The sequence below is a fragment of the Exiguobacterium sp. E4787 genome (genome assembly GCF_018618375.1).
Taxonomy (GTDB): domain Bacteria; phylum Bacillota; class Bacilli; order Exiguobacteriales; family Exiguobacteriaceae; genus Exiguobacterium; species Exiguobacterium chiriqhucha.
Genome location: NZ_JACSLY010000005.1, coordinates 21,473 through 42,705 on the forward strand (window position 1 = coordinate 21,473; position 21,233 = coordinate 42,705).

Below are 21,233 nucleotides of genomic sequence, written 5' to 3' on the forward strand. Positions count from 1 at the left end.
CGCGAGTCGTCCCGTTCATTTCGGGCGTCGGAGCCCTTTCATCATATAGCCGCCTTTGAAGTCGATTGGATCGAAAGCAACGAGAAACGCTTTCGGTTCATACTCCTCGACCATTTGGCGCAAATCTTTCATCCGTGTCCGCGCTGCCAAGACATCGAGACGATAGCGGATGCCGTCACGTCCCTGACCTTGGTAGTGCGTCACCCCGTAGCCGCTGTCACGCATCTTCTGGATGAGCTCGGCCGGGAACTCTTGCGTATGCACTTGAATCATGTTGTAGCCGATCGCAAGCTTCCGCTCGACGTAACCGCCGACGAGAATCCCAAGCCCGAAGCCGACCGCATAGACGATCATCCCGAGCGTCGTCAAATCTTGGAACACGATGCCGAGCGCGAAGATATAGATAAGCGTCTCAAGCGTACCGAACAGCCCCGCAATCATCGTTTTTCCTTTGACGAGCATGATGGTACGAAGCGTCAGCACCGGTACATAGACGAGTTGTAATACTAGGATGAGCAAGATTTGCCCCATTGGAACGACCTCCATTCGAATTCAATATAACCACTATTCCAAATTTCAGGGCGGGATGCAACCAAAAAAGGCTGACCGGAGTCAGCCTTTCGCGATTATTTGTCTAAGTTATCAACGCTCGTGAGCAGTTCATAGTCTTTACGGATGACCTGATAGATGGCATTCGTGTCGCCTGACAATACTTCTTCGGCCCGCAATTGGTTGAGGAAGAGGCTTGTCGCGAATGTGACGAGGGCGCTTTTCGGGATTCCGATTTGTTTCGCACGCTCCGTGATGACCTGGTCTAAGTCAGCGTCAATCGTGAGCGAGATTCTTTTCTTTGCATTCGACATAATCATGAAGCTCCTTTAAGTTACATTTCTAAAGTCCTATACACAATTGCTAATTATATAGGAAGAATGGTTTTGGCGCAACCAACGTCACGATGAGCTGATTTCTTCACCGTTGCGCACCTTGTCCGCGATCTGGTCGATTTTACGGAGCCGGTGGTTGATTCCTGACTTCGAAATCGGTCCCGTTTCAAGCATCTCGCCGAGTTCTTGGAGCGAGACGTCTTGATGAGTGACTCGGAGTTCGGCGATTTCCCGGAGTTTGACCGGTAAGATTTCGAGTCCGACCGTGCGCTCGAGGAACTTGATGTTCTCGACTTGGCGGAGTGCCGCCCCGACCGTCTTATTCAAGTTCGCCGTCTCACAGTTGACGAGCCGGTTGACCGAGTTGCGCATGTCCTTGATGATGCGTGCATCCTCGAAGTCGAGCATGCCGCGCGTTGCGCCGACGAGTTTCAGGAAGTCCGAGATTTTCTCGCTCTCTTTGATGTAGAGGATATGTCCTTTCTTCCGCTCGAGCGTCTTCGCGTTCAAGCCGAAGCGGTTGGCGAGGTCGCGGAGCGCCTGGTTATGGTTCTCGTACAGGCTGTACACCTCGAGGTGATACGATGACGTCTTCGGATGGTTAATCGACCCGCCGGCGAGGAACGCCCCGCGCAAATACGCCCGGGCCAGATTCTCGTCGCGCGTCATATCCGAGTTGAGCGTCCGAATCATCTCGTAGTTCTCCCCGAGAATCTCGAGGTCCTTCAACATCGTCTCGGCGCGCTGGGCGACCCGGACGATATAGACGTTGTTCTTCTTCAACCGCATTTTCTTCCGTACGAACAAATCGAGATGATGGTCGTACAGCCGTTTCATGAGGGAATAGATTCGGCGTGCGATGGCGGCGTTCTCGGTCGAGACGTCGAGCGTCATCCCCCGCCCTAAGGCGAGCGAGATGACCCCGTTCATCCGGACGAGCGCGGACAGTTCCGCTTTCGCCTCGGCATCGGTCACAACGAGTTGCGTCAGTTCTTTTTTGACGTCAGAGGCAAAGCTCATGTCAGTCCCCTCCTTTCTGTTCAATCACAACTTATTTCAGCTCGAGCTCTTGGAACGAGCGTGGTTTCTTGATGCGCAACACGCGCTGCATGACGAGGCCGGCGATGGCGTCCGAGTCGTGGCGGATGTAATCGCGGTTATAGTCGACGATGTCACCGGCGAGCACGTTCGTGCCATAGTTCCGAAGCTTCTTGCGATCGAAACGGACCTCTTCCGAGCCGTCCTCGAGGTAACGCTCCAAGTAGATGTCCTCGATTGGCTCGTTATTGACGACAATCGTGTCGACCGTCGACTTGCCGAGATACGCCTCAATCGATTTCAAATGCTTCATCGCGTCGTACCCTTTCGTCTCGCCCGGCTGCGTCATGACGTTGCAAATATAGACGACCGGCTTCCCGGAGCGGACGATGGCGTCGCGCACTTCCGGAATCAACAGGTTCGGGATGATACTCGTATATAAGCTCCCTGGTCCGAGCACGATCAAATCCGCGTCCTCAATCGCCTCGACGACACCTGCCGCCGGCTTGATGCCCTCTTCGAGCAAGAATAGGCGTTTAATCGGTTTTTCGACGAGCGGGATTTTCGATTCGCCTTTGACGATCGTCCCGTCCTCGAACTCGGCCGCGAGCGTCATGAGCGTCTCCGTCACCGGGAGCACCTTGCCCTGGGCGTTCAACAGCTGCGACAAGACGTCGACCGCCTTGACGAACGAGCCTTCACAGATGTGCGTCGCCGCCGTCAGCATGAGGTTGCCGAGCGAGTGGCCTTCGAGCCCAAAGCCGCTGTCGAACCGATATTGCAGAATCTTGTCCATGAGCGGTTCGACCTCGGACAAGGCGAGGATGACGTTCCGGATATCGCCCGGCGGTAACATGTGGAACTCATCCCGGAGGCGTCCCGAGCTGCCCCCGTCGTCCCCGACCGTGACGATGGCCGTAATATCGAGCGGATAGTGTTTCAAGCCTCGTACGAGCGTTGAGAGGCCCGTACCGCCACCGATGGCCGTAACTTTTCTGTCGCGTCTCATCTTATTTCTCCTTCGTCGCATGCGCGAGGTCGCGATGGACGGTCTTGACGTTATAGCGCTCCGCGAAATGGGCCGACACTTTCTCGGCGAACGTGATCGAACGGTGCTTACCGCCTGTACAGCCGAAGGCGACGACGACTTGTGTCTTCCCTTCGCGCTTATACTGCGGCAACAGGAATTCGAGCATGTCGATCAGTTTCTTATAGAACGCCCGCGCCTCGGGGTGCGACATGACGTAATTCTGGACTTCTTCCGTCTGCCCGGTGAGCGGACGGAGCTCCGGGATATAGAACGGGTTCGTGATGAAACGGACGTCGAACAACAAATCGATATCGAGCGGGACGCCGTGCTTGAACCCGAACGACATGAAGTTGACCGTGAACGGGATCCGTTCCTCGTTGAATTGGAGCAAGATGCGGTCTTTGAGCATCTGCGGCTTCAAGTCGGTCGTATCATAGAGCGTATGGGCGCGGTCCCGGAATCCTTCGAGCAACGAGCGCTCGAGACCGATGCCGACGAGCGGCGCGTCTTCCGGGGCGAGCGGATGCGACCGGCGCGTCTCTTTATAGCGACGTACGAGCACTTCGTCCCGTGTGTCGAGGTAGAGCAAGTGCGGATGCACGTTCTTCTGTTCCAAATCGTCGATGACGATGAACAGGCTGTCGATGAAGTCACGCGTGCGCGTATCGATGGCGACGGCGATTTTCGGTCGGACCGAGCTGATGACGTCAATCAATTGCGGCAATAGCACCGGCGGCAAGTTATCGACACAAAAATAGCCGAGGTCCTCAAAGCTGTTCATCGCGACCGATTTCCCGGCCCCGCTCATCCCGCTGATGATAATCAATTCTTCTAATCCTTTAAAGTCTTCCATGTCACTGACGCCCCCTTAAAATTGACAACCGAGCCGTGTGTGTAGCTCTCTTCTGTCTTTAGTATAACGAACGCCTGAAAAAAAGAGAAGGGATTGCGGTCGCCCGCAATCCCTTCTGTCTCTAGTCACGCGTTTTGTTCGTGCAACGCCTCGAGGAGTCCCTCGATATAATGTTGCGCGTTTTGAGCAGCGATCGATCCGTCGTTCGTCGCGGTGACGACTTGACGGAGCGTCTTGTCGCGAACGTCTCCGGCTGCGAAAATCCCAGGGATTGTCGTCTCCATCGCTTCGTTCGTGACGATATAGCCTTGCTCGTTCGTGATGCCGAGGTCTTTGACGAAACCAGTGATCGGGTTCATGCCGATATAGATGAACACGCCGTCGATCTCATGGTCCGACTCGGTCCCGTCGACCGTGCTGACGAGACGCGCCCCACCGACTTTTCCATCTGCTTCCACGATCTCTTTGAGCGTGTGGTTCCAGATGAAGTCGATTTTCGGGTTGTCGAACGCCCGTTTTTGAAGAATCTTTTGCGCGCGAAGCTCGTCGCGACGGTGGACGATCGTGACTTTGTCAGCGAAGCGCGTCAAGAACACGCCTTCTTCGACTGCCGAGTCACCGCCACCGATGACGAACAAGTTCTTGCCTTTGAAGAACGCTCCGTCACAGACCGCACAGTACGAGACACCGCGGCCGCCGAGCTCTTCTTCGCCCGGGACACCGATTTTCTTGTATTGCGCGCCTGAGGCGAGAATGATCGCCCGCGCTTTATAGTCGCGGTTGTGGGCGTGGACGACTTTATACTCTGTCTCGTCCGAGATGCTTTGGACGTCGCCATAGGCGTACTCCGCACCGAACACTTTCGAGTGGTCGAACATTTTTTGAGACAAGTCTGGGCCAAGGATGCTGTCATAGCCCGGATAGTTTTCGATATCTTCCGTGTTCGCCATCTGTCCACCTGGGATGCCGCGTTCGATCATAAGTGTCGATAAGTTGGCACGCGACGCGTAGAGTGCCGCCGTCATTCCGGCTGGGCCGGCCCCGATGATAATGACGTCATAGATTTTTTCTTCTGTCATAATGATTCCACCTCTGCATGAAATTGATTGACTTCAGTATAAGAAACCTAGGGAGGTATCGTCTATCTTTATGCTTGTTCGAGTGTCTGTTTGAACGAACGGATCGTCTCCGTGAGCGTCGCGACATCGATACCGAACGCGTCGGCACAGTCGTCGAGGACGAGAGCGTCCCGTTTCGCATAGAACATCCAGACGAGGGCAGCGGCCGATGCCGTTGTGTCCTCGAATGATGCACCGGCGAGCAGCAAGAGCGCGAACCGTTCATAAAAGTCGCCGTCGAGGCTCATCTGTTCTGCTTCCGACACTTCCGTCTCGGCGAGCAGGAGCGCGTCATACGCCCGAGCGATGCGGACGTCGCCTGTGAACGGGGCCTGGCAAATCTCGGCGCGGCACTTCTCGGCGAACGCGATTACCGTCTCGTTGTCGGTGATGCCGCTCGTCAATGCGAGCGCTTCGAACGCCTCGTCATCGGCGAGCTTCGAGATGATTCGGATAATCTCGATTCGAGCCGCGTCTTCTTCTTGGCGCAATCCTTGAACGAGCGCCGAACGGAACTCGAGATTGTCGCGGATGTCGTACGGGCTCTTCTCTTCGAATCGTTTCAACTCGTCACTGTTCAAATAGGTAGCCGCTTCTTCAAGACGCCCGGTCTTGTAGGCGGATACGCTGAGCCAATGCCCGAACAGTGAATCCCCACGGAATCCGCGTTCCTTCAACAGGCGGAGTTCTTCGTACGCGCGGTCATATTGACCGACGAGCGCGAGCGTCGTGGCGAGTTTGTAGCGTAAATCGAACTGGAGCGGACGGACACGTGTCAGCGGGACCGACAGTTGGAGCGCCGCGTCCGATTGTCCGGCTTCATGCAGCAACAGAATCGTGTTCAAGAGCGCATGCAAGTTGCCCGGGTTCTCATCGAGCACGTACTCGAGCGTCTCGAACGCCGCTTCATCGTTGCCGAGATAAAAATTGACGACGGCCAAGTTGTTGAACGCCGGCCAAAAGCGCGGATAGCGATCGATTAACCGTTCGAGCGTCGACTTGGCTGCGAACAGGCGGCCTTTGTCGATATGCTGTTGGGCCTCGGTGTGCCACGTGATCAGCTCGTCTTCCTCGTCATCCTCGAGTTCTTGTTCGAGTTCAATCAGTTCTAACAGGGATTGGACCGAGTCCGCGTAGCGTCCGTGTGCCTCGACTTCGAGGTAGCGGTTTGCATACATCGCTGCTTCTTCATATAAAGAGATATAGGCGCAGTTGCTCGCAAGGTGATATAAGGCCTCTGTTGACGTTTCATCGAGTTCAAGCACCCGTTTCCACACGTCATTGGCGTGGTAGATCTCCCCTACTTCAAATAACAGTTCAGCGTACTGTTTGTGATAGTCGACGCGGTGGGCTGCAGCGGCAGTGGCTTCAGCCATGAAAAAAGTCGCTTCATCTAGGCGACCTTCACGTAACGCACGACGACCTCTATAGTAGTGGAGCTCCGCGGCGAGCGGAGATTCTGGTTCGGGTAGCGTCATTACTGCTTCATAGTTCGCTTCCATATTCTAAATCCTCCACATCATCTCTAAATCTTTTTTTAGTTGCAGGGTTAAGAATACCGCACTCATTCAGTGAGGGCAACTGAAAAACTTAAAAAAAATCGGGACTATATTCCTTCTATAATGAATATATTTTGCTAGGTCCACTAAATGCTTTTTGACAAAAATATGAGGGTTTTGTGTCAGCGCCCACAGACACAAAAAAGCGGCATCCCCTTTAAAAAAAGTGATACCGCTCTAGTAATTTTATGAGGACGGACATGTCTTGATCTCAAAATGATTTCGCGCTAAATTGTGTCTATTTTGTGTCGACGGTTTGGAGCTTTGCGCCAACGACGCGCTCTCCGGGCAGGACGTCGCGATGCACGACGGCACCGGCACCGATGACGGCCCGGTCGCCAATCGTGACGCCAGGAAGGATCGTCACGTTCGCCCCGATCAACACCTCGTCCCCAATGCGGACATCCCCGATCCGGTACTCGTCCACGAGGTACTCGTGACAGAGAATCGTCGAATTGAACCCGATGACCGTATTACGGCCGATCGAGATTCGCTCCGGGAACATGACGTCCGGTGTCACCATGAGGGCGAGCGCGCTATACTCGCCGATTTCCATGCCGAGGAACGTCCGGTACAACCAGCGTTTCGCTTTGACGGATGGGGAGTAGCGGCCGATCAAGACGACGGTCGTGTTCTTGAAGACGCGCAGGAAGCGGATCGTCCGATACATCTGCCAGAGCGGGTTCGGCCCGTCGAGACGAAACCGTTCCGTCTTACGCATGGATCGTGACCTCGTCGAGCCACGCCTCGAAATGTTCCATCGAGTCGATGATGACGTCCGGCTCGAGCGCTTCTAAGAACGCACGGCCTTTGAGCGCCCATCCGACGGCGACTGTCTTCGTGCCGGCGTTTTTGCCGCTGAAGATGTCCGTGTCGTTGTCTCCGACCATGACGGCGCGGTCCGCCGTCGACCCGAGCGCGTGGAGCGCCCGCTCGACCGGTTCGGCGTGCGGTTTCTCATGAATGACATCGTCGGCCGTGATGACGACGTCGAACAAGTGGTCGATGTTGAACAAGCGCAATCCTTGCTCGACGACGGGACGGCCTTTCGACGTGACGACGCCCATCTTGAAGCCTTTGGCGTGAAGGCGGTACAGCCCTTCGATCACACCCGGATATTCGGCGACGAGCTGGTCGTGCATCGCGATGTTGAAGCTGCGATAGAACGCCTGCATCTCTTTCCATTCCGGCTCATTGAGCGCTTTGAACGACTTCTCGAGCGTCGGTCCGATGAACGGGAAGATGTCCTCGTCGCGATACGTCTCGTCCGGGAAGTAATACCCGAGCGTGTGACGGAAGCTCGCGATGATGAGCGGGTTCGTATCGAGCAACGTACCATCCAAATCGAATAGAAGTGTATCCATCAATCAAACAGTCCTTTCTCTGAAGGGTCGTCGTATCGTTTCGCTTTGCGGCGGACGACCATCATGACGACACCGAACACGATCATCGCGATCGAGACGAGTTGTGCCGTCCGCAGGTCGCCGGCCATCAAGCTATCGGTCCGCAGTCCTTCGATATAGAAGCGACCGATCGAGTACCAGACGAGATACGACAAGAAGATATAGCCGCGCGGCGGGTTACCGACCATACGCCATACGACGAGCAAGATGACGCCGATGATGTTCCAGACGCTCTCGAACAGGAACGTCGGTAAATAGTAGGCTCCGTCGATATACATCTGGTTGACGATCCAGTCCGGGAGGAACAGCGTCTCTTTCAAGACACGGCTCGTCGTCTCGGCCCCGTGCGCCTCTTGGTTCATGAAGTTGCCCCAGCGTCCGACCGCCTGTCCGAGGAGAAGCGACGGTGCGAGGATGTCCGTGATTTTCCAGAACGACATCGACTTGCGCATGCAATAGATGACGACGACGAGCAGCGCCCCGAAGATGGCCCCGTGAATGGCGATGCCGCCTTGACGGATGTCGATGATTTGACCGAGGTTCTGACTATAGTAGTCCCATTGGAAGGTGACATAGTAAATCCGGGCAAAGACGATACTGATCGGAATCGACCAGATGATGACGTCGACGACCCGTTCTGAATCGTAATTGAGTCGTTTCGCTTCGAACAAGGCGAGAACGAGGCCGAGCATCGCCCCGAAGGCGATAATCATGCCGTACCAATAAATCGGGAGCGACCCGATTTCAAACGCGACGCGGTCAAATGTTGGCTCTACCATTATTCCACGTCCCCTTCGTTGTCATGGATAGCGTTCGCGAGCCGTTCCGCGAACTCTTCGGCCGTGTTGATGCCCATGTTCTGCAGGCGGTAGTTCATCGCCGCGACTTCGACGATGACGGCCAAGTTACGTCCCGGACGGACCGGAATCGTCAAAATCGGCACTTCACTGTCGATGATTTTCATCGTGTTGTGATCGAGCCCGACGCGGTCATACACTTTGCCCGCATCCCAGTTCTCGAGGTTGATGATCAAGCTGATTTTCTTGTGGGAACGGACGGCGCCGGCGCCGAACAACGTCATGACGTCGATGATACCGATTCCGCGAATCTCGAGCAAATGGCGAATCAGCTTCGGCGCTGAACCGACGAGCAATTGGTCCCCAGTCTGGCGAATCTCGACCGAGTCGTCGGCGACGAGGCGGTGGCCTCGCTTGACGAGTTCGAGGGCTGTCTCGGATTTCCCGACGCCGCTCTGCCCTTTGATAAGGACACCGACACCGTAGATATCGACGAGCACGCCGTGCATCGCCGTCATCGGTGCAAGTTCCATCTCGAGGAAGTTCGTGATTTGCGACTCGATCGACGTCGTCATCGCGTTCGTGCGCATGAGCGGTACGTTCGCCGCCTCGGCTTCCTGTTCAATCTCTTTCGGGATGTCGAAGCCGCGCGTGATGAGGATGCCCGGTGTCAATTCCGTGCATAAAATCTTCGCCCGCTCGCGGCGGCTCTCTTCCGACAAGCTCGCATAAAACGTGAGCTCCGTCTTCCCGAGCACTTGAAGCCGATTTTTCGCATAGTGGGTATAGTAGCCGGCAAGGACGAGTCCCGGTCGACTGAGGTCCGGTGTGGCGACGGGACGGTGAAGTCCCTCTTCCCCGGCGATGACTTGAAGTTTGAAGCGCTCAACGAGTTGAGCCGTGCGTACGATATTTTGCATGAGTAATCTGCCCCTTTCACGCTCATTATTGTATCATAGCTCTTCTTCAGAAGCGTCAACGAAAGTGAGCCGAAGCGTGTCGAAAAAATGGGGTGAAACTAAATTGTGGCAAATCCGTAGAACGGGTATAGACGAATAGGGAGGTGAAATGAAATGAATTCACTATTTTGGATTGCCATTGTCTTTATTTTTATCGTCGGGATCGCGGCGCTCGTCTACTTGGTCAAGTCACTGTTTGACATGTGGCGCGAGTATGCCGCGACAAAGAACGAGACGGTGCTGCTCTTGTTCATCTTGAACATCGTCGGCTTGTTCTTGTCCGGGTCGCTCCTATCGATGATCGTCGCCATCATCTTCTATTGGAACCGGTCGAAGTCGATGCGGAACCTCGGGATTTTCTTGCTCATCGCCGGACCGGTCCTTTTTATCTTGTTCATCATCGGCTCATTCACGCTGTATGACGGTCAAATGATGGATTGGGAACAGATGGAGTATCAAATGAATCTATGACATGACAAAAACCCGGAGGCAATCGCCTTCGGGTTTTCGATTGGATTTATCATTCGCCCGGCAAATAGCCGATCACGGTATCCGACTCCGGTGCGACTAAAATTGTCGGGACACCGACGCTGCTGTTCGGGTCCGCTTCGAACGAGACGGCGAGCGCTTCGGTGCCCGCATACACATCGTCCAACAATTCATAGCCGTCATCGACCGTGACACGGTCCACCTCGGCACTTGCTCCCGCATCGAGTGCAGGTTCTTGCCAGTTGCGCGCGGTAACATATGCCCAGGCGACGACGATTGCCTCATCGTCAACCGGCTCATTCCCATTGACGATGCGCTGTTCGTCGTCACATCCGCTGAGCAACAGTACCGCAATCATCATCCATCCGTACGAGGACACGAATCGCCTCATCCCGTCCCTCCTCATCTATCAAGTTGAAACAAACCCGAAGGCGAGAGGCCTTCGGGTAGTTGGTCATTGCTGATGGAACGGGTTGTTCAAGTCGGCCGGATTGACCGGGTCGACCGGGTCGATCGGTTCCACCGGTTCATGCTTGTCCTCTTCGAGGAACGTCGACGGCGTGTGGAGCGAGCCGTGCTCGAGGTCAATCGTACCGGTACGTGTTCCGGCCTCGACTTCGATGCGCGGGGTCTGACCGCGTCCCGACAAGAATTCAAGACGACGCTGGGCGACGTCTTTCCGGTCACGGATCAACTCGAGCTCGTCCAAGTTACAGTGGAGACCACCGAAGTTCGTCTCGAGTTCCCCTTCCACCTCGACGCCGTGCGGCAAGACGAGGCGGATGTTGCCGGCGAGCGAGACGAGCTCGAACTTGGCCGGGCGGGCCGTCGCGAGTTCGGCCCGGATATTCCCGTTGCCGGTCTTGAGCGATGCCTTGTCATATTTCCCGTTCACGATGACGGCACCGTTGCCGGTCCGGACGTGGACGAGTTCTGACTCGACCGCTTCGACCTCGACCGTGCCGTTCCCCGTATTAAGGAGCAGCTCTGAGGCGTGCACATCATGGAGCACGACCCGGCCGTTCGCCGTCTGGATGCGAACGCTCTCGACGTCGAGGCCGTCCGCGCGGACTTCCCCGTTGAGCGTCTGCACGTGCAGGTGATCGAAATGATGATGCGGGACGTACAGTTCGACGTGGGCCCGGACGAGCTTATCACGGAGCGACACGACGAGACGGTCGCCGATGACCGAGTGTTTGACCGCCGATTGGAGCTGTTCGAGTGCCTTGTCCGCGTCTTGTTGACGGAGCGGACGGCCGGTGACGATCAGTTCGCACTCGTCGTTGTCGGACGAGACGATTGTCGCCGAGGCATTGAACAAGTCGAGCGAGATGTCTTTCCCGGTAAACGGGAACGATTTCGAATATGTCACTTCCGGTCCGAAGTTCGAGCTGAACGTGAAGTCGCTGTCACGAAGTTTCGTCACGAGTCCTTCGACGGCCGACGTCAGTTTCGTCGTGAGCGACTCGACCGAATACGCATCGACTTTCTCCGTCTCTTGACGTTCCTCGAGCGCTTGGACGCGCTCAGGTTCGAGCCGTTCCAGTCGTTCGAGTTGGGTCATGCCCTCTTCAATCGTCAGCTCTCCATCTTTCACTTGCTGGAGAATCAGTTCACGCATTTCTTGTTTCACTGTTCGTTTCCCCCTTCGATTTGGTTACACGTCAATCATGTTCCCGTTTCTCATCATTTCTATACCTTACTTCCGTTTTCCTGCTTTTGGTTTCGCTCGGGCCGAATCCCGTTCTAACACCGGCTTCAAATACTTGCCCGTATACGAGGCTGCCACTTCAGCGACTTCTTCCGGAGTCCCGGTCGCGACGATTGTACCGCCACCGTCGCCGCCCTCAGGTCCGAGGTCAATCAAGTAGTCGGCCGATTTGATGACGTCGAGGTTATGCTCGATGACGAGCACCGTGTCCCCGTTCTCGACGAGGCGTTGCAGCACTTTCAACAGACGAGCGATGTCGTCGACGTGAAGACCCGTCGTCGGCTCGTCCAAGATGTAAATCGTCTTCCCGGTCGAACGTTTATGGAGCTCGGAGGCGAGCTTGACGCGCTGCGCTTCCCCACCGGACAGTTCCGTCGCCGGTTGTCCGAGTTTCATATAACCGAGACCGACGTCAAAGATCGTCTGGATCTTGCGCTTGATTTTCGGAATCTTGTCAAAGAAGTCGAGCCCTTCCTCAATCGTCATATCGAGCACGTCGGCGATCGTCTTACCTTTGTACTTCACTTCGAGCGTCTCACGGTTATAGCGTTTCCCGTGACACACTTCACACGGGACGTAGACGTCCGGCAAGAAGTGCATCTCGATCTTGATGATCCCGTCCCCGCGGCACGCCTCACAGCGTCCGCCCTTGACGTTGAAACTGAAGCGCCCTTTCTTATAGCCGCGCATCTTCGCCTCGTTCGTCGACGCGAACACGTCACGGATATCATCGAATACACCGGTATATGTCGCCGGGTTCGACCGCGGCGTCCGTCCGATCGGTGACTGGTCGATATCGATGACTTTGTCGATATGGTCGAGTCCTTCAATCTTCTTATGCTTCCCTGGTTTCGCCTTGGCCCGGTTGATGTGATGAGCGAGCGATTTATACAGAATCTCGTTGATGAGCGTCGATTTCCCGGAACCGGAGACGCCGGTGACGGCGATGAACATACCGAGCGGAATCGAGACGTCGACCCCTTTCAAGTTGTTCTCTTCCGCCTTCAAAATCTTCAAGAAACGCTCGTCCGGCACTTTCCGTTCGGCCGGGAGCGGGATGAACTTCTTACCAGACAAGTATTGGCCTGTTAGCGATTTTCTGTTCTTCATGAGCTGTTTCGGCGTCCCGGCGGCGATGACTTCTCCGCCGTGTTCGCCGGCACCCGGTCCGATGTCGATCAAATAATCGGCTGCCATCATCGTGTCCTCGTCGTGCTCGACGACGATGAGCGTGTTACCGATGTCACGCATCTGTTTGAGCGTCGCGATCAAGCGGTCGTTGTCACGCTGATGCAATCCAATCGACGGTTCATCGAGGACGTATAGGACGCCCGTGAGCCGTGAGCCGATTTGCGTCGCGAGACGAATCCGCTGCGCTTCTCCACCCGAGAGCGTCCCGGCGGCGCGTGACAACGTCAAATAGTCGAGACCGACGTTGTTGAGGAAGCTGAGCCGTTCGCAAATCTCTTGCAAGATGAGACGGGCGATGGCGATATCTTTCTCGCTCAACTCTGTCATGATTGAGTCGAACAACTTGATGGCGTTGACGACGGACAGTGAGGTCACTTGCCCGATATGGTGGCCCGTGATTTTGACGGCGAGCGTCTCTTCTTTCAACCGATAACCGCTACATGTCGGACAAGCGTGTGTCGCCATGTACGTCTCCATCTGTTCACGGATATAATCGGACGTCGTCTCTTTATAGCGGCGCTCGATGTTGCGGAGCACCCCTTCGAAGAAGATCGTGTTCGTCCGGACTTGTCCGAAATCGTTCTCGTAACGGAACAAGAACGACTCTTCGTCCGTCCCGTGCAAGACGAGGTCTTGGTCACGCTTCGACAGACGTTCGAACGGCACGTCCATGTCGATGTCAAAGTGTTTGCACATCGAGGCGAGCAGTTGCGGATAATATTGCGAGCTTGTCGGCTGCCAGGCGACGACGGCGCCTTCCTTCAGCGTCTTCGACGGGTCCGGGATAACGAGTTCCGGGTCGACATCAAGCTTCGTACCGAGCCCGTCACACGTCGGACAGGCACCGAACGGCGAGTTGAACGAGAACATACGCGGCTCGAGTTCGCCAATGGAGAAGCCACAAATCGGACAAGCGTGATGTTCGCTGAACAGGAGCTCGGTGCCGTCCATCTTGTCGATGATGGCTCGGCCGTCGGCGAGGCGAAGCGCCGTCTCAAGTGAATCAGCAAGACGGCCTTCGACGTCAGGGCGGACGACGAGGCGATCGACGACGACCTCGATGGAATGTTTCTTGTTCTTATCGAGCTCGATCTCATCGGTCAGTTCGATTGTCTCGCCATTGACACGAACGCGGACGAACCCTTCCTTTTTGAGCGAGTCGAACACTTTGACGTGCGTCCCTTTGCGGCCCGAGACGATTGGCGCCAGGATTTGCAGGCGCGTCTTCTCCGGCAGTTCCATCACTTGGTCGACCATCTGTGAGATGGTCTGGCTCGAGATTTCGATACCGTGACGCGGACAGACCGGTTTCCCGATGCGAGCGAACAAAAGACGTAAGTAGTCATAGATTTCCGTCACCGTTCCGACGGTCGAGCGCGGGTTACGGCTCGTCGTCTTCTGGTCGATCGAGATGGCCGGGCTCAGCCCTTCAATCGTATCGACGTCCGGTTTGTCCATCTGTCCGAGGAATTGACGGGCGTAGGCCGATAGACTCTCGACGTAACGGCGCTGCCCCTCGGCGTAGATGGTGTCGAACGCGAGTGACGATTTACCGGAACCGGACAAGCCCGTCAAGACGACGAGCTGGTCCCGTGGAATATCGATATCAATGTTTTTCAAGTTGTTGACGCGCGCCCCTTTGATGACGATCGCATTTTTCTTTTCAGCCATTTAATTCCCTACCTTCAACTCCAAGATTAAGTCACGCAATTCGGCCGCCCGTTCGAACTGGAGGTCGCGGGCCGCTTGTTTCATTTCTTCTTCTAGCTTGGCGATGGCTTCCTCACGTTCAGCCGGCTTCATCGAGCTGAGTGATTCGAGCACATCCTCCTCGGCGTCGACCGTCGCGCGGATGACGCCGCGTACTTCTTTACGGATCGTCTGCGGCGTGATGCCGTGTTCTTCATTATAGGCTTGTTGAATCGAGCGACGACGATCGGTCTCTTCAATCGCGCGCGTCATCGAGTCGGTCATCTTATCAGCGAACAAGATGACGTGCCCGTTCGAGTTCCGCGCCGCCCGCCCAATCGTCTGAATGAGCGATCGGTCCGAACGGAGGAACCCTTCCTTGTCGGCGTCTAGAATCGTGACGAGACTCACTTCCGGGATGTCTAGTCCTTCCCGCAGTAAGTTAATTCCGACGAGGACGTCGTATTTTCCGAGACGCAGGTCACGGATGATCTCAATCCGCTCGAGCGTCTTGATTTCAGAGTGCATATAGTTGACCTTGATGCCCGCTTCACGCAGATAGTCCGATAAATCCTCGGCCATCTTTTTCGTGAGCGTCGTCACGAGGACGCGTTCGTCCTGTTTGATGCGGTCGCGAATTTGGTCCATCAAGTAGTCGATTTGTCCTTTGATCGGATGAATCTCGATCGTCGGGTCGAGCAGCCCTGTCGGCCGGATGATCTGTTCGATCATGTGCGGGGTATGCTCGAGCTCGAACGGACCTGGTGTCGCCGAGATAAAGATCGCTTGCGACAACTTCTTCTCGAACTCGTCGAACTTGAGCGGACGGTTATCTTTAGCTGAAGGCAGGCGGAACCCGTGGTCGACGAGCACTTGCTTCCGGGCCTGGTCACCGTTATACATGCCGCGTACTTGCGGGAGCGTCACGTGCGACTCATCGGCGACGAGTAGGAAGTCTTTCGGGAAGTAGTCGATGAGCGTGTACGGCGTCGCCCCTGCCTCGGTCAAGTTCAAATGACGCGAATAGTTTTCGATGCCTGAACAGTAGCCCATCTCACGCATCATCTCGAGGTCATAGTTCGTTCGCTGTTCGAGACGCTGGGCTTCAAGCAGTTTGCCTTCCTCGCGGAACTTCGCGAGCTGTTGTTCGAGCTCGGCCTCGATGTTGACGATCGCTTTTTGCAGCTTCTCGTCGCGGGTGACGAAGTGGGACGCCGGGAAGATTGAGACGTGCTCGCGGTCGGCGATAATCTCGCCGGTGAGCGGGTCCATCTCGCGGATGCGATCGATTTCGTCTCCGAAGAACTCGACGCGCAAGCATTGTTCGTCGCGTGACGCCGGGAAAATCTCGACGACGTCACCTCGGACACGGAAACGGCCGCGCTGGAAATCGATATCGTTCCGTTCATATTGGATGTCGATCAGTTTGCGAAGCATCTGGTCGCGCCCCATCTCTTTCCCGACACGGAGACTTATGACGAGACTGTTATATTCTTCCGGGTTACCGAGACCGTAAATACAGGAGACGGAAGCGACGATGATGACGTCGTCGCGCTCGAACAAGGCCGATGTCGCCGAGTGGCGGAGTTTATCGATTTCATCGTTAATCGAGGCGTCTTTCTCGATGAACGTGTCGGTCGACGGCACGTACGCCTCCGGCTGATAGTAGTCATAATAACTGACGAAGTATTCGACGGCATTGTTCGGGAAGAACTCTTTGAACTCGGAGTAGAGCTGTCCGGCGAGCGTCTTGTTGTGGGCCAAGACGAGCGTCGGCTTCTTCACTTCTTGGATGACGTTTGATACGGTGAACGTCTTCCCTGTACCGGTCGCCCCGAGCAACGTCTGATATCGGTCGCCGCGATTGATTCCTTCGACGAGCTGACGAATCGCTTCCGGTTGGTCGCCGGCCGGCTTATATTCTGATTGTAAGTCAAACGGAACGCTAATCTTATCCATGTATATTCCTCGCTTTCTGTACCTTGCATAGTACCTTGATTATATCACATACACGAACAAATATTCGCTTCTGACATGCTTCCCAAATCGTTCCGCTTTTCGTTATCATGGAGAGTGAATCTAAACAGAAACGAGTTGGTCGTCATGTGGTCGCTTCTCTTTATCCCGCTCGGTGCCATTGTCGGCGCCTTGTCCGGATTTTTCGGCATCGGCGGCGGTGTCATCATCGTCCCGGTGCTGCTCTTTAGTGGATACTCGGCGGCCGAGGCCGTCGCTACGTCGCTCTTGTTCGTCGTCGGGACGAGCCTGTCCGGCGCCAAGAAACATACATCGCTCGGCAACGTGTCCTGGTCGACAGGCATCACGGTCGGTTTGGCCGGTGCCGTCACGGCGCAACTGTCGAGCCGGCTTGTCCTCTCGATCTCGGGGACATACGACTGATTGCTTAACCTATTTTATCTGGCTATCCTATCTTATTTTGCCGTTACGCTATTAAAGAAAACATCGAAACCGCAGAAGCCGAAAAAATCATCGCTGCTTGCCGCCCTCGTCATCGGGATGATGGCCGGACTGTTGTCGGCTCTGCTCGGCATCGGTGGCGGCTTCATCATCGTCCCGCTCCTCGTCAGTTGGCTCGACTTCTCGACGCATCGCGGGGTCGGGACGAGCCTGGCCGCCGTCCTGTTCATCTCGCTTGGCGGACTCGTCGGCTATCTCCCGTCGCTGTCGCTCGACTATATGACACCGCTCGCGTTGGTCGTCGGGGCGTTCATCGGGGCCCCACTCGGCGCTTCGCTCACGAATCGTTATCACGATAAAGAGATTTCCACCCGGCTCGCCTGGTTGTATGTGGCCGTCATCGTCTCGATCGCGCTCGACCTCGGTGCCGCCCTCTACGCGCCGCTTGCATACGTCAGTTTGGCGATCCTGCTCGCTTTTCTTGTCGGGATTGGACTCGACTTCAGACGGCGTATTGTCAATCAAAACCACTTTTCATAAGAAAAGTGGCTTTTTTTGCATATTCGGTTTTGAAACGCTTACATTTGGGGCATATAATGAAGTGGTAAGCCAAATTTAATATGGAAGGAAGGGAGTATCACATGTCAGCATTCGTCAGCGAAATTATTGGTACAATGCTACTCATCTTGCTCGGTAACGGTGTCGTCGCCGGCGTCGTCCTCCGTCATTCGAAAGCGGAGAACGCAGGTTGGGTCGTCATCACGTTCGGTTGGGGCTTCGCCGTTATGATCGGGGTATACGCAGCCGGAATTTATGGAGGGGCGCACTTGAACCCTGCCGTCACGGTCGGGCTCGCGACAGCAGGCTCATTCCCTTGGGCTGATGTGCCAGCCTACATCTTGGCACAGTTTATCGGGGCGTTCATCGGGGCCGTCCTCGTGTTCGTGCACTACAAACCGCACTATGATGTGACCGACGATCCGGGTGCCAAACTGGCCACCTTCTCGACCGCACCAGGGATTCGTAGCACGCCGTTCAACTTGATCGGGGAAATCATTGGTACGTTCGTTCTCGTCTTCGGAATTTTGTCATTCGGGGCCAACACGTTCACGGACGGCTTGAATCCGCTCATCGTCGGTTTCCTCGTCGTCTCAATCGGTCTCTCACTTGGTGGTACAACGGGATATGCCATCAACCCGGCACGTGACCTCGGGCCGCGGATTGCGCATGCGATTCTTCCAATCAAAGGCAAAGGGACGTCGGACTGGGGCTATTCATGGATTCCGGTCGTCGGACCAATCATCGGGGCGGTCATCGCCGCATTGGTTTACGGCATTCTTGTCCCATAATCTTTCTAATTTCTAAGGAGGCACTCTCATATGGAGAAAGAAAAACGTTATATCTTAGCACTTGACCAAGGAACGACAAGCTCACGGGCCATCATCTTCGACCATGACGGGAAAATCGTCACAGTCGCGCAACGTGAGTTCAAACAATACTTCCCGAAACCGGGCTGGGTCGAGCATAACGCCAACGAGATTTGGGGTTCTGTCCTCGCCGTCATGGCCGAGGCGTTCGGGTCGGCTGATATCGATCCAAAAGAGATCGCGGCCATCGGAATCACTAACCAACGGGAAACGGCCGTCGTCTGGGAGAAGTCGACAGGACGCCCAGTCTATAACGCGGTCGTCTGGCAATCGCGGCAAACGGCTGGCATCTGTGACGAGCTGAACGCGGCCGGACACGGTGACTTATTCCGCGACAAGACAGGCCTCTTGATTGACGCCTACTTCTCAGGAACGAAAGTCAAATGGATTCTCGACAACGTCGAAGGTGCGCGCGAGAAAGCGGAAGCCGGCGACCTCCTCTTCGGGACAATCGACACATGGCTCATCTGGAAACTGTCAGGCGGTCACGCCCACGTCACGGATTACTCGAACGCCTCACGGACGCTCATGTACAACATCTATGAACAGAAGTGGGACGATGAGCTCCTCGAGATTTTGACAGTACCAAAATCGATGCTCCCAGAAGTCAAACCGTCGAGTGAAGTATATGCCAACACAATCCCGTACCACTTCTTCGGATTCGAAGTACCAATTGCCGGTGCGGCCGGTGACCAACAGGCTGCCCTCTTCGGTCAAGCTTGCTTCGAGTCTGGCGAAGGGAAAAATACGTACGGGACAGGTTGCTTCATGCTCATGAACACGGGCGAAGAAGCCGTTAAATCGGACCACGGGTTGCTCACGACAATCGCTTGGGGTTACGGCGGCAAAGTCGAATACGCGCTCGAAGGATCAATCTTCGTCGCTGGTTCAGCCATCCAATGGCTTCGTGACGGACTCCGCATGCTCAAGTCGGCGAAAGATACGGAACAGTACGCTAACCGTGTCGAAACGACTGACGGCGTCTACGTCGTCCCTGCCTTCGTCGGTCTCGGTGCGCCGTATTGGAACTCGGACGTCCGCGGTGCCATCTTCGGCCTCACACGCGGTACGGAGAAAGAACACTTCGTCCGGGCGACGCTCGAGTCACTCGCTTATCAGACGCGCGACGTCTTGACGGCGATGGAACAAGATTCTGGCATCGAGTTGAAGACACTCCGCGTCGATGGTGGTGCGGTCAACAACAACTTCCTCATGCAGTTCCAAGCGGACATCTTGAACGTGCCGGTCGAACGTCCGGAAGTGAGCGAGACGACGGCCCTCGGTGCCGCCTACCTCGCTGGACTCGCCGTCGGGTTCTGGAAAGACCAAGCTGAGATTAAACAGCAGTGGAAACTCGACCACCAGTTCGAATCGAACATGGACGAGGCACACCGCGAAAATCTGTATAAAGGCTGGCAACACGCCGTCGAAGCGACGATGGGCTTTAAACCGTCGAAACTTGAACTTTAATCGAACGCACGAAAGGGAGCATCCGCCAAGGATGCTCCCTTTTATAATTTCCTTAACCGCAGACGCGGACTCGCCGGCTCCGCGACGAACAAGATGCCGAGCTCGTGCGGGTCGGTCTCATACATCGCCCGTTGCACGAATCGGATGTCTCCGTTCAAATTGAGCACTTCGAGCTTGATGTATGGCTTATGGAGCTGGAGCGCCTCATAGAAGCTGCTCCCGCCCGTGATGACCGTCCCGTTCACTTTATAAATCGACTCGCCCGGGATGAGTTGCATCGATTCACCCGGCGAGCCTGGGAGCGTGTCGATGATGACCGCGCCCCGGTTGCCGTTGATGAACACCGGTGTCGTCCCGCGGTTCTCCCGCTTGATCATTTGAAGCGCTAGCTCATACAAGACGAACACGACGAGCAATCCATAGGCCGCATACGGCACGTCGGTGACGTACGACGCCCCGAACAAACCGAGGGCGACAAGCGCGAGCAAGCCGCGATACAGGCTCAGGCGACCGAGGAGCGTCCCTGGCAAGGCTCCGGTCGATAACAGGCTGACCCCGATTGGAATCGGCAAGATGACCGGCACCGGCATGTCGAGACCGAACGACGGTGGCAAAAAGACGACGAGCGGGAAAAACCAAAGCCGTTTGACGACGTGTCCGCCGATGAACTGACCTCGTTTGGACAAGATGAGCGTCGGTGATGTCTCAATCGACCCTTTCCAACGCAAGAGAATCGCTTCCGCCAATGTGACGACTCCGAACACGAGCGCATAGACCGGCCACTCGACCTCGGATAGCCGGTCCATCCAGCCCGAGACGGCGCCGTAGTCAACGACGTCACGCAACGTGACCGCCGTCAGCATGAGGAGGAATGGGAACGCCGGGCTGCTGAAGCGTGGGTGCATCGTCAAGACGATGAGCGCATACAGCACGCTGAACGTCACGAGCCATTCCCAGTTGACGGTCGTCTCGAGCAAAATCAATGCGGCTGAACCGATGACGGCGAGCAACAGGCTCGGCCATACAAAATGGCGCCAGTCCGACTTCGGCGAACGTCGCCGTGAGCGGAACATGCCCCGTTCCCGTTTGATGCGCGTCATTGATATGTAAGCGAGGGCGACGAGCGTCGCCCAGAGTAGCGGACTACCAATCAAGGTCAACAAAGCAGTAAAACTCATTCGTAGAACGTCCACACTT

21 protein-coding genes are annotated in these 21,233 nt (G+C 55.6%); 5 read left to right on the plus strand and 16 right to left on the minus strand.

What is annotated here, in order from left to right:
* Positions 1-15: 15 nt before the first annotated feature.
* The 11 genes from KNP80_RS07215 to hprK all read right to left on the minus strand — a co-directional run bounded on the left by KNP80_RS07215 (position 16) and on the right by hprK (position 9,602).
* On the minus strand, positions 16-531 hold the full coding sequence (locus tag KNP80_RS07215; RefSeq protein ID WP_021065440.1) for a DUF2179 domain-containing protein: 516 nt from the start codon (positions 529-531) through the stop codon (positions 16-18).
* A 95-nt stretch (positions 532-626) separates the two neighbouring features.
* Entirely contained in the window at positions 627-863 is a 237-nt protein-coding gene (locus tag KNP80_RS07220) for a hypothetical protein (protein WP_021065439.1), read from the minus strand.
* 87 nt (positions 864-950) lie between these two features.
* The gene (whiA, locus tag KNP80_RS07225) at positions 951-1,904 is read right to left on the minus strand and encodes a DNA-binding protein WhiA (RefSeq protein WP_021065438.1); all 954 of its coding nucleotides are present in this window, start codon (positions 1,902-1,904) and stop codon (positions 951-953) included.
* Between the two features lie 31 nt (positions 1,905-1,935).
* Positions 1,936-2,931: a gluconeogenesis factor YvcK family protein gene (locus tag KNP80_RS07230; RefSeq protein ID WP_214717742.1), complete on the minus strand. Its 996-nt coding sequence runs from the start codon at positions 2,929-2,931 to the stop codon at positions 1,936-1,938.
* Position 2,932: 1 nt separating this feature from the next.
* The gene (gene rapZ, locus KNP80_RS07235) at positions 2,933-3,805 is read right to left on the minus strand and encodes an RNase adapter RapZ (RefSeq protein ID WP_021065436.1); all 873 of its coding nucleotides are present in this window, start codon (positions 3,803-3,805) and stop codon (positions 2,933-2,935) included.
* A 125-nt stretch (positions 3,806-3,930) separates the two neighbouring features.
* Positions 3,931-4,884, minus strand: coding sequence for a thioredoxin-disulfide reductase (gene trxB / locus KNP80_RS07240; protein WP_214834432.1), 954 nt, complete (start codon positions 4,882-4,884; stop codon positions 3,931-3,933).
* 68 nt (positions 4,885-4,952) lie between these two features.
* Positions 4,953-6,425, minus strand: coding sequence for a tetratricopeptide repeat protein (locus KNP80_RS07245; RefSeq protein ID WP_251128817.1), 1,473 nt, complete (start codon positions 6,423-6,425; stop codon positions 4,953-4,955).
* Between the two features lie 295 nt (positions 6,426-6,720).
* Positions 6,721-7,203, minus strand: coding sequence for an acyltransferase (locus tag KNP80_RS07250; protein WP_214832005.1), 483 nt, complete (start codon positions 7,201-7,203; stop codon positions 6,721-6,723).
* On the minus strand, positions 7,196-7,846 hold the full coding sequence (gene ppaX, locus KNP80_RS07255; protein ID WP_214832006.1) for a pyrophosphatase PpaX: 651 nt from the start codon (positions 7,844-7,846) through the stop codon (positions 7,196-7,198). Before ppaX ends, KNP80_RS07250 begins: the two co-directional genes overlap by 8 nt.
* Complete coding sequence (lgt, locus tag KNP80_RS07260; RefSeq protein ID WP_214832007.1) at positions 7,846-8,664, minus strand: prolipoprotein diacylglyceryl transferase; 819 nt, start codon at positions 8,662-8,664, stop codon at positions 7,846-7,848. Before lgt ends, ppaX begins: the two co-directional genes overlap by 1 nt.
* On the minus strand, positions 8,664-9,602 hold the full coding sequence (gene hprK, locus KNP80_RS07265; RefSeq protein WP_214717746.1) for an HPr(Ser) kinase/phosphatase: 939 nt from the start codon (positions 9,600-9,602) through the stop codon (positions 8,664-8,666). The genes lgt and hprK overlap by 1 nt, the downstream gene beginning before the upstream one ends.
* A gap of 153 nt (positions 9,603-9,755) precedes the next feature.
* Here hprK and KNP80_RS07270 point away from each other — a divergent pair, with 153 nt between their 5' ends.
* Positions 9,756-10,112 (plus strand): hypothetical protein, encoded by a 357-nt coding sequence (locus KNP80_RS07270; protein WP_214717747.1) that lies wholly within the window; start codon positions 9,756-9,758, stop codon positions 10,110-10,112.
* 49 nt (positions 10,113-10,161) lie between these two features.
* Here KNP80_RS07270 and KNP80_RS07275 read toward each other — a convergent pair whose 3' ends face one another.
* The 4 genes from KNP80_RS07275 to uvrB all read right to left on the minus strand — a co-directional run bounded on the left by KNP80_RS07275 (position 10,162) and on the right by uvrB (position 16,680).
* Positions 10,162-10,521, minus strand: a complete 360-nt coding sequence (locus KNP80_RS07275; RefSeq protein WP_214717748.1) for a hypothetical protein — start codon at positions 10,519-10,521, stop codon at positions 10,162-10,164.
* A gap of 63 nt (positions 10,522-10,584) precedes the next feature.
* The gene (locus KNP80_RS07280; protein WP_214834434.1) at positions 10,585-11,763 is read right to left on the minus strand and encodes a DUF4097 family beta strand repeat-containing protein; all 1,179 of its coding nucleotides are present in this window, start codon (positions 11,761-11,763) and stop codon (positions 10,585-10,587) included.
* Between the two features lie 66 nt (positions 11,764-11,829).
* Positions 11,830-14,703 (minus strand): excinuclease ABC subunit UvrA, encoded by a 2,874-nt coding sequence (gene uvrA / locus KNP80_RS07285; protein ID WP_214832011.1) that lies wholly within the window; start codon positions 14,701-14,703, stop codon positions 11,830-11,832.
* The gene (gene uvrB / locus KNP80_RS07290; protein WP_251128818.1) at positions 14,704-16,680 is read right to left on the minus strand and encodes an excinuclease ABC subunit UvrB; all 1,977 of its coding nucleotides are present in this window, start codon (positions 16,678-16,680) and stop codon (positions 14,704-14,706) included. It abuts the gene before it with no gap.
* A 114-nt stretch (positions 16,681-16,794) separates the two neighbouring features.
* On the opposite strand from uvrB, the gene KNP80_RS15965 reads away from it, so the two are divergent.
* From KNP80_RS15965 to glpK, 4 genes are all read left to right on the plus strand, one after another.
* Positions 16,795-17,121 carry a TSUP family transporter gene (locus tag KNP80_RS15965; protein ID WP_214832012.1) on the plus strand — a complete coding sequence of 109 codons (327 nt, stop codon included), beginning with the start codon at positions 16,795-16,797 and terminating at the stop codon, positions 17,119-17,121.
* Positions 17,122-17,679 (plus strand): sulfite exporter TauE/SafE family protein, encoded by a 558-nt coding sequence (locus KNP80_RS07300; RefSeq protein WP_214832013.1) that lies wholly within the window; start codon positions 17,122-17,124, stop codon positions 17,677-17,679.
* 101 nt (positions 17,680-17,780) lie between these two features.
* On the plus strand, positions 17,781-18,488 hold the full coding sequence (locus KNP80_RS07305; protein ID WP_029334585.1) for an MIP/aquaporin family protein: 708 nt from the start codon (positions 17,781-17,783) through the stop codon (positions 18,486-18,488).
* 30 nt (positions 18,489-18,518) lie between these two features.
* Complete coding sequence (glpK, locus tag KNP80_RS07310) at positions 18,519-20,036, plus strand: glycerol kinase GlpK (RefSeq protein ID WP_214832018.1); 1,518 nt, start codon at positions 18,519-18,521, stop codon at positions 20,034-20,036.
* 41 nt (positions 20,037-20,077) lie between these two features.
* On the opposite strand, the gene KNP80_RS07315 is transcribed toward glpK, so the two are convergent.
* Positions 20,078-21,214 carry a PDZ domain-containing protein gene (locus KNP80_RS07315; protein WP_214832020.1) on the minus strand — a complete coding sequence of 379 codons (1,137 nt, stop codon included), beginning with the start codon at positions 21,212-21,214 and terminating at the stop codon, positions 20,078-20,080.
* Positions 21,215-21,233: the final 19 nt, after the last annotated feature.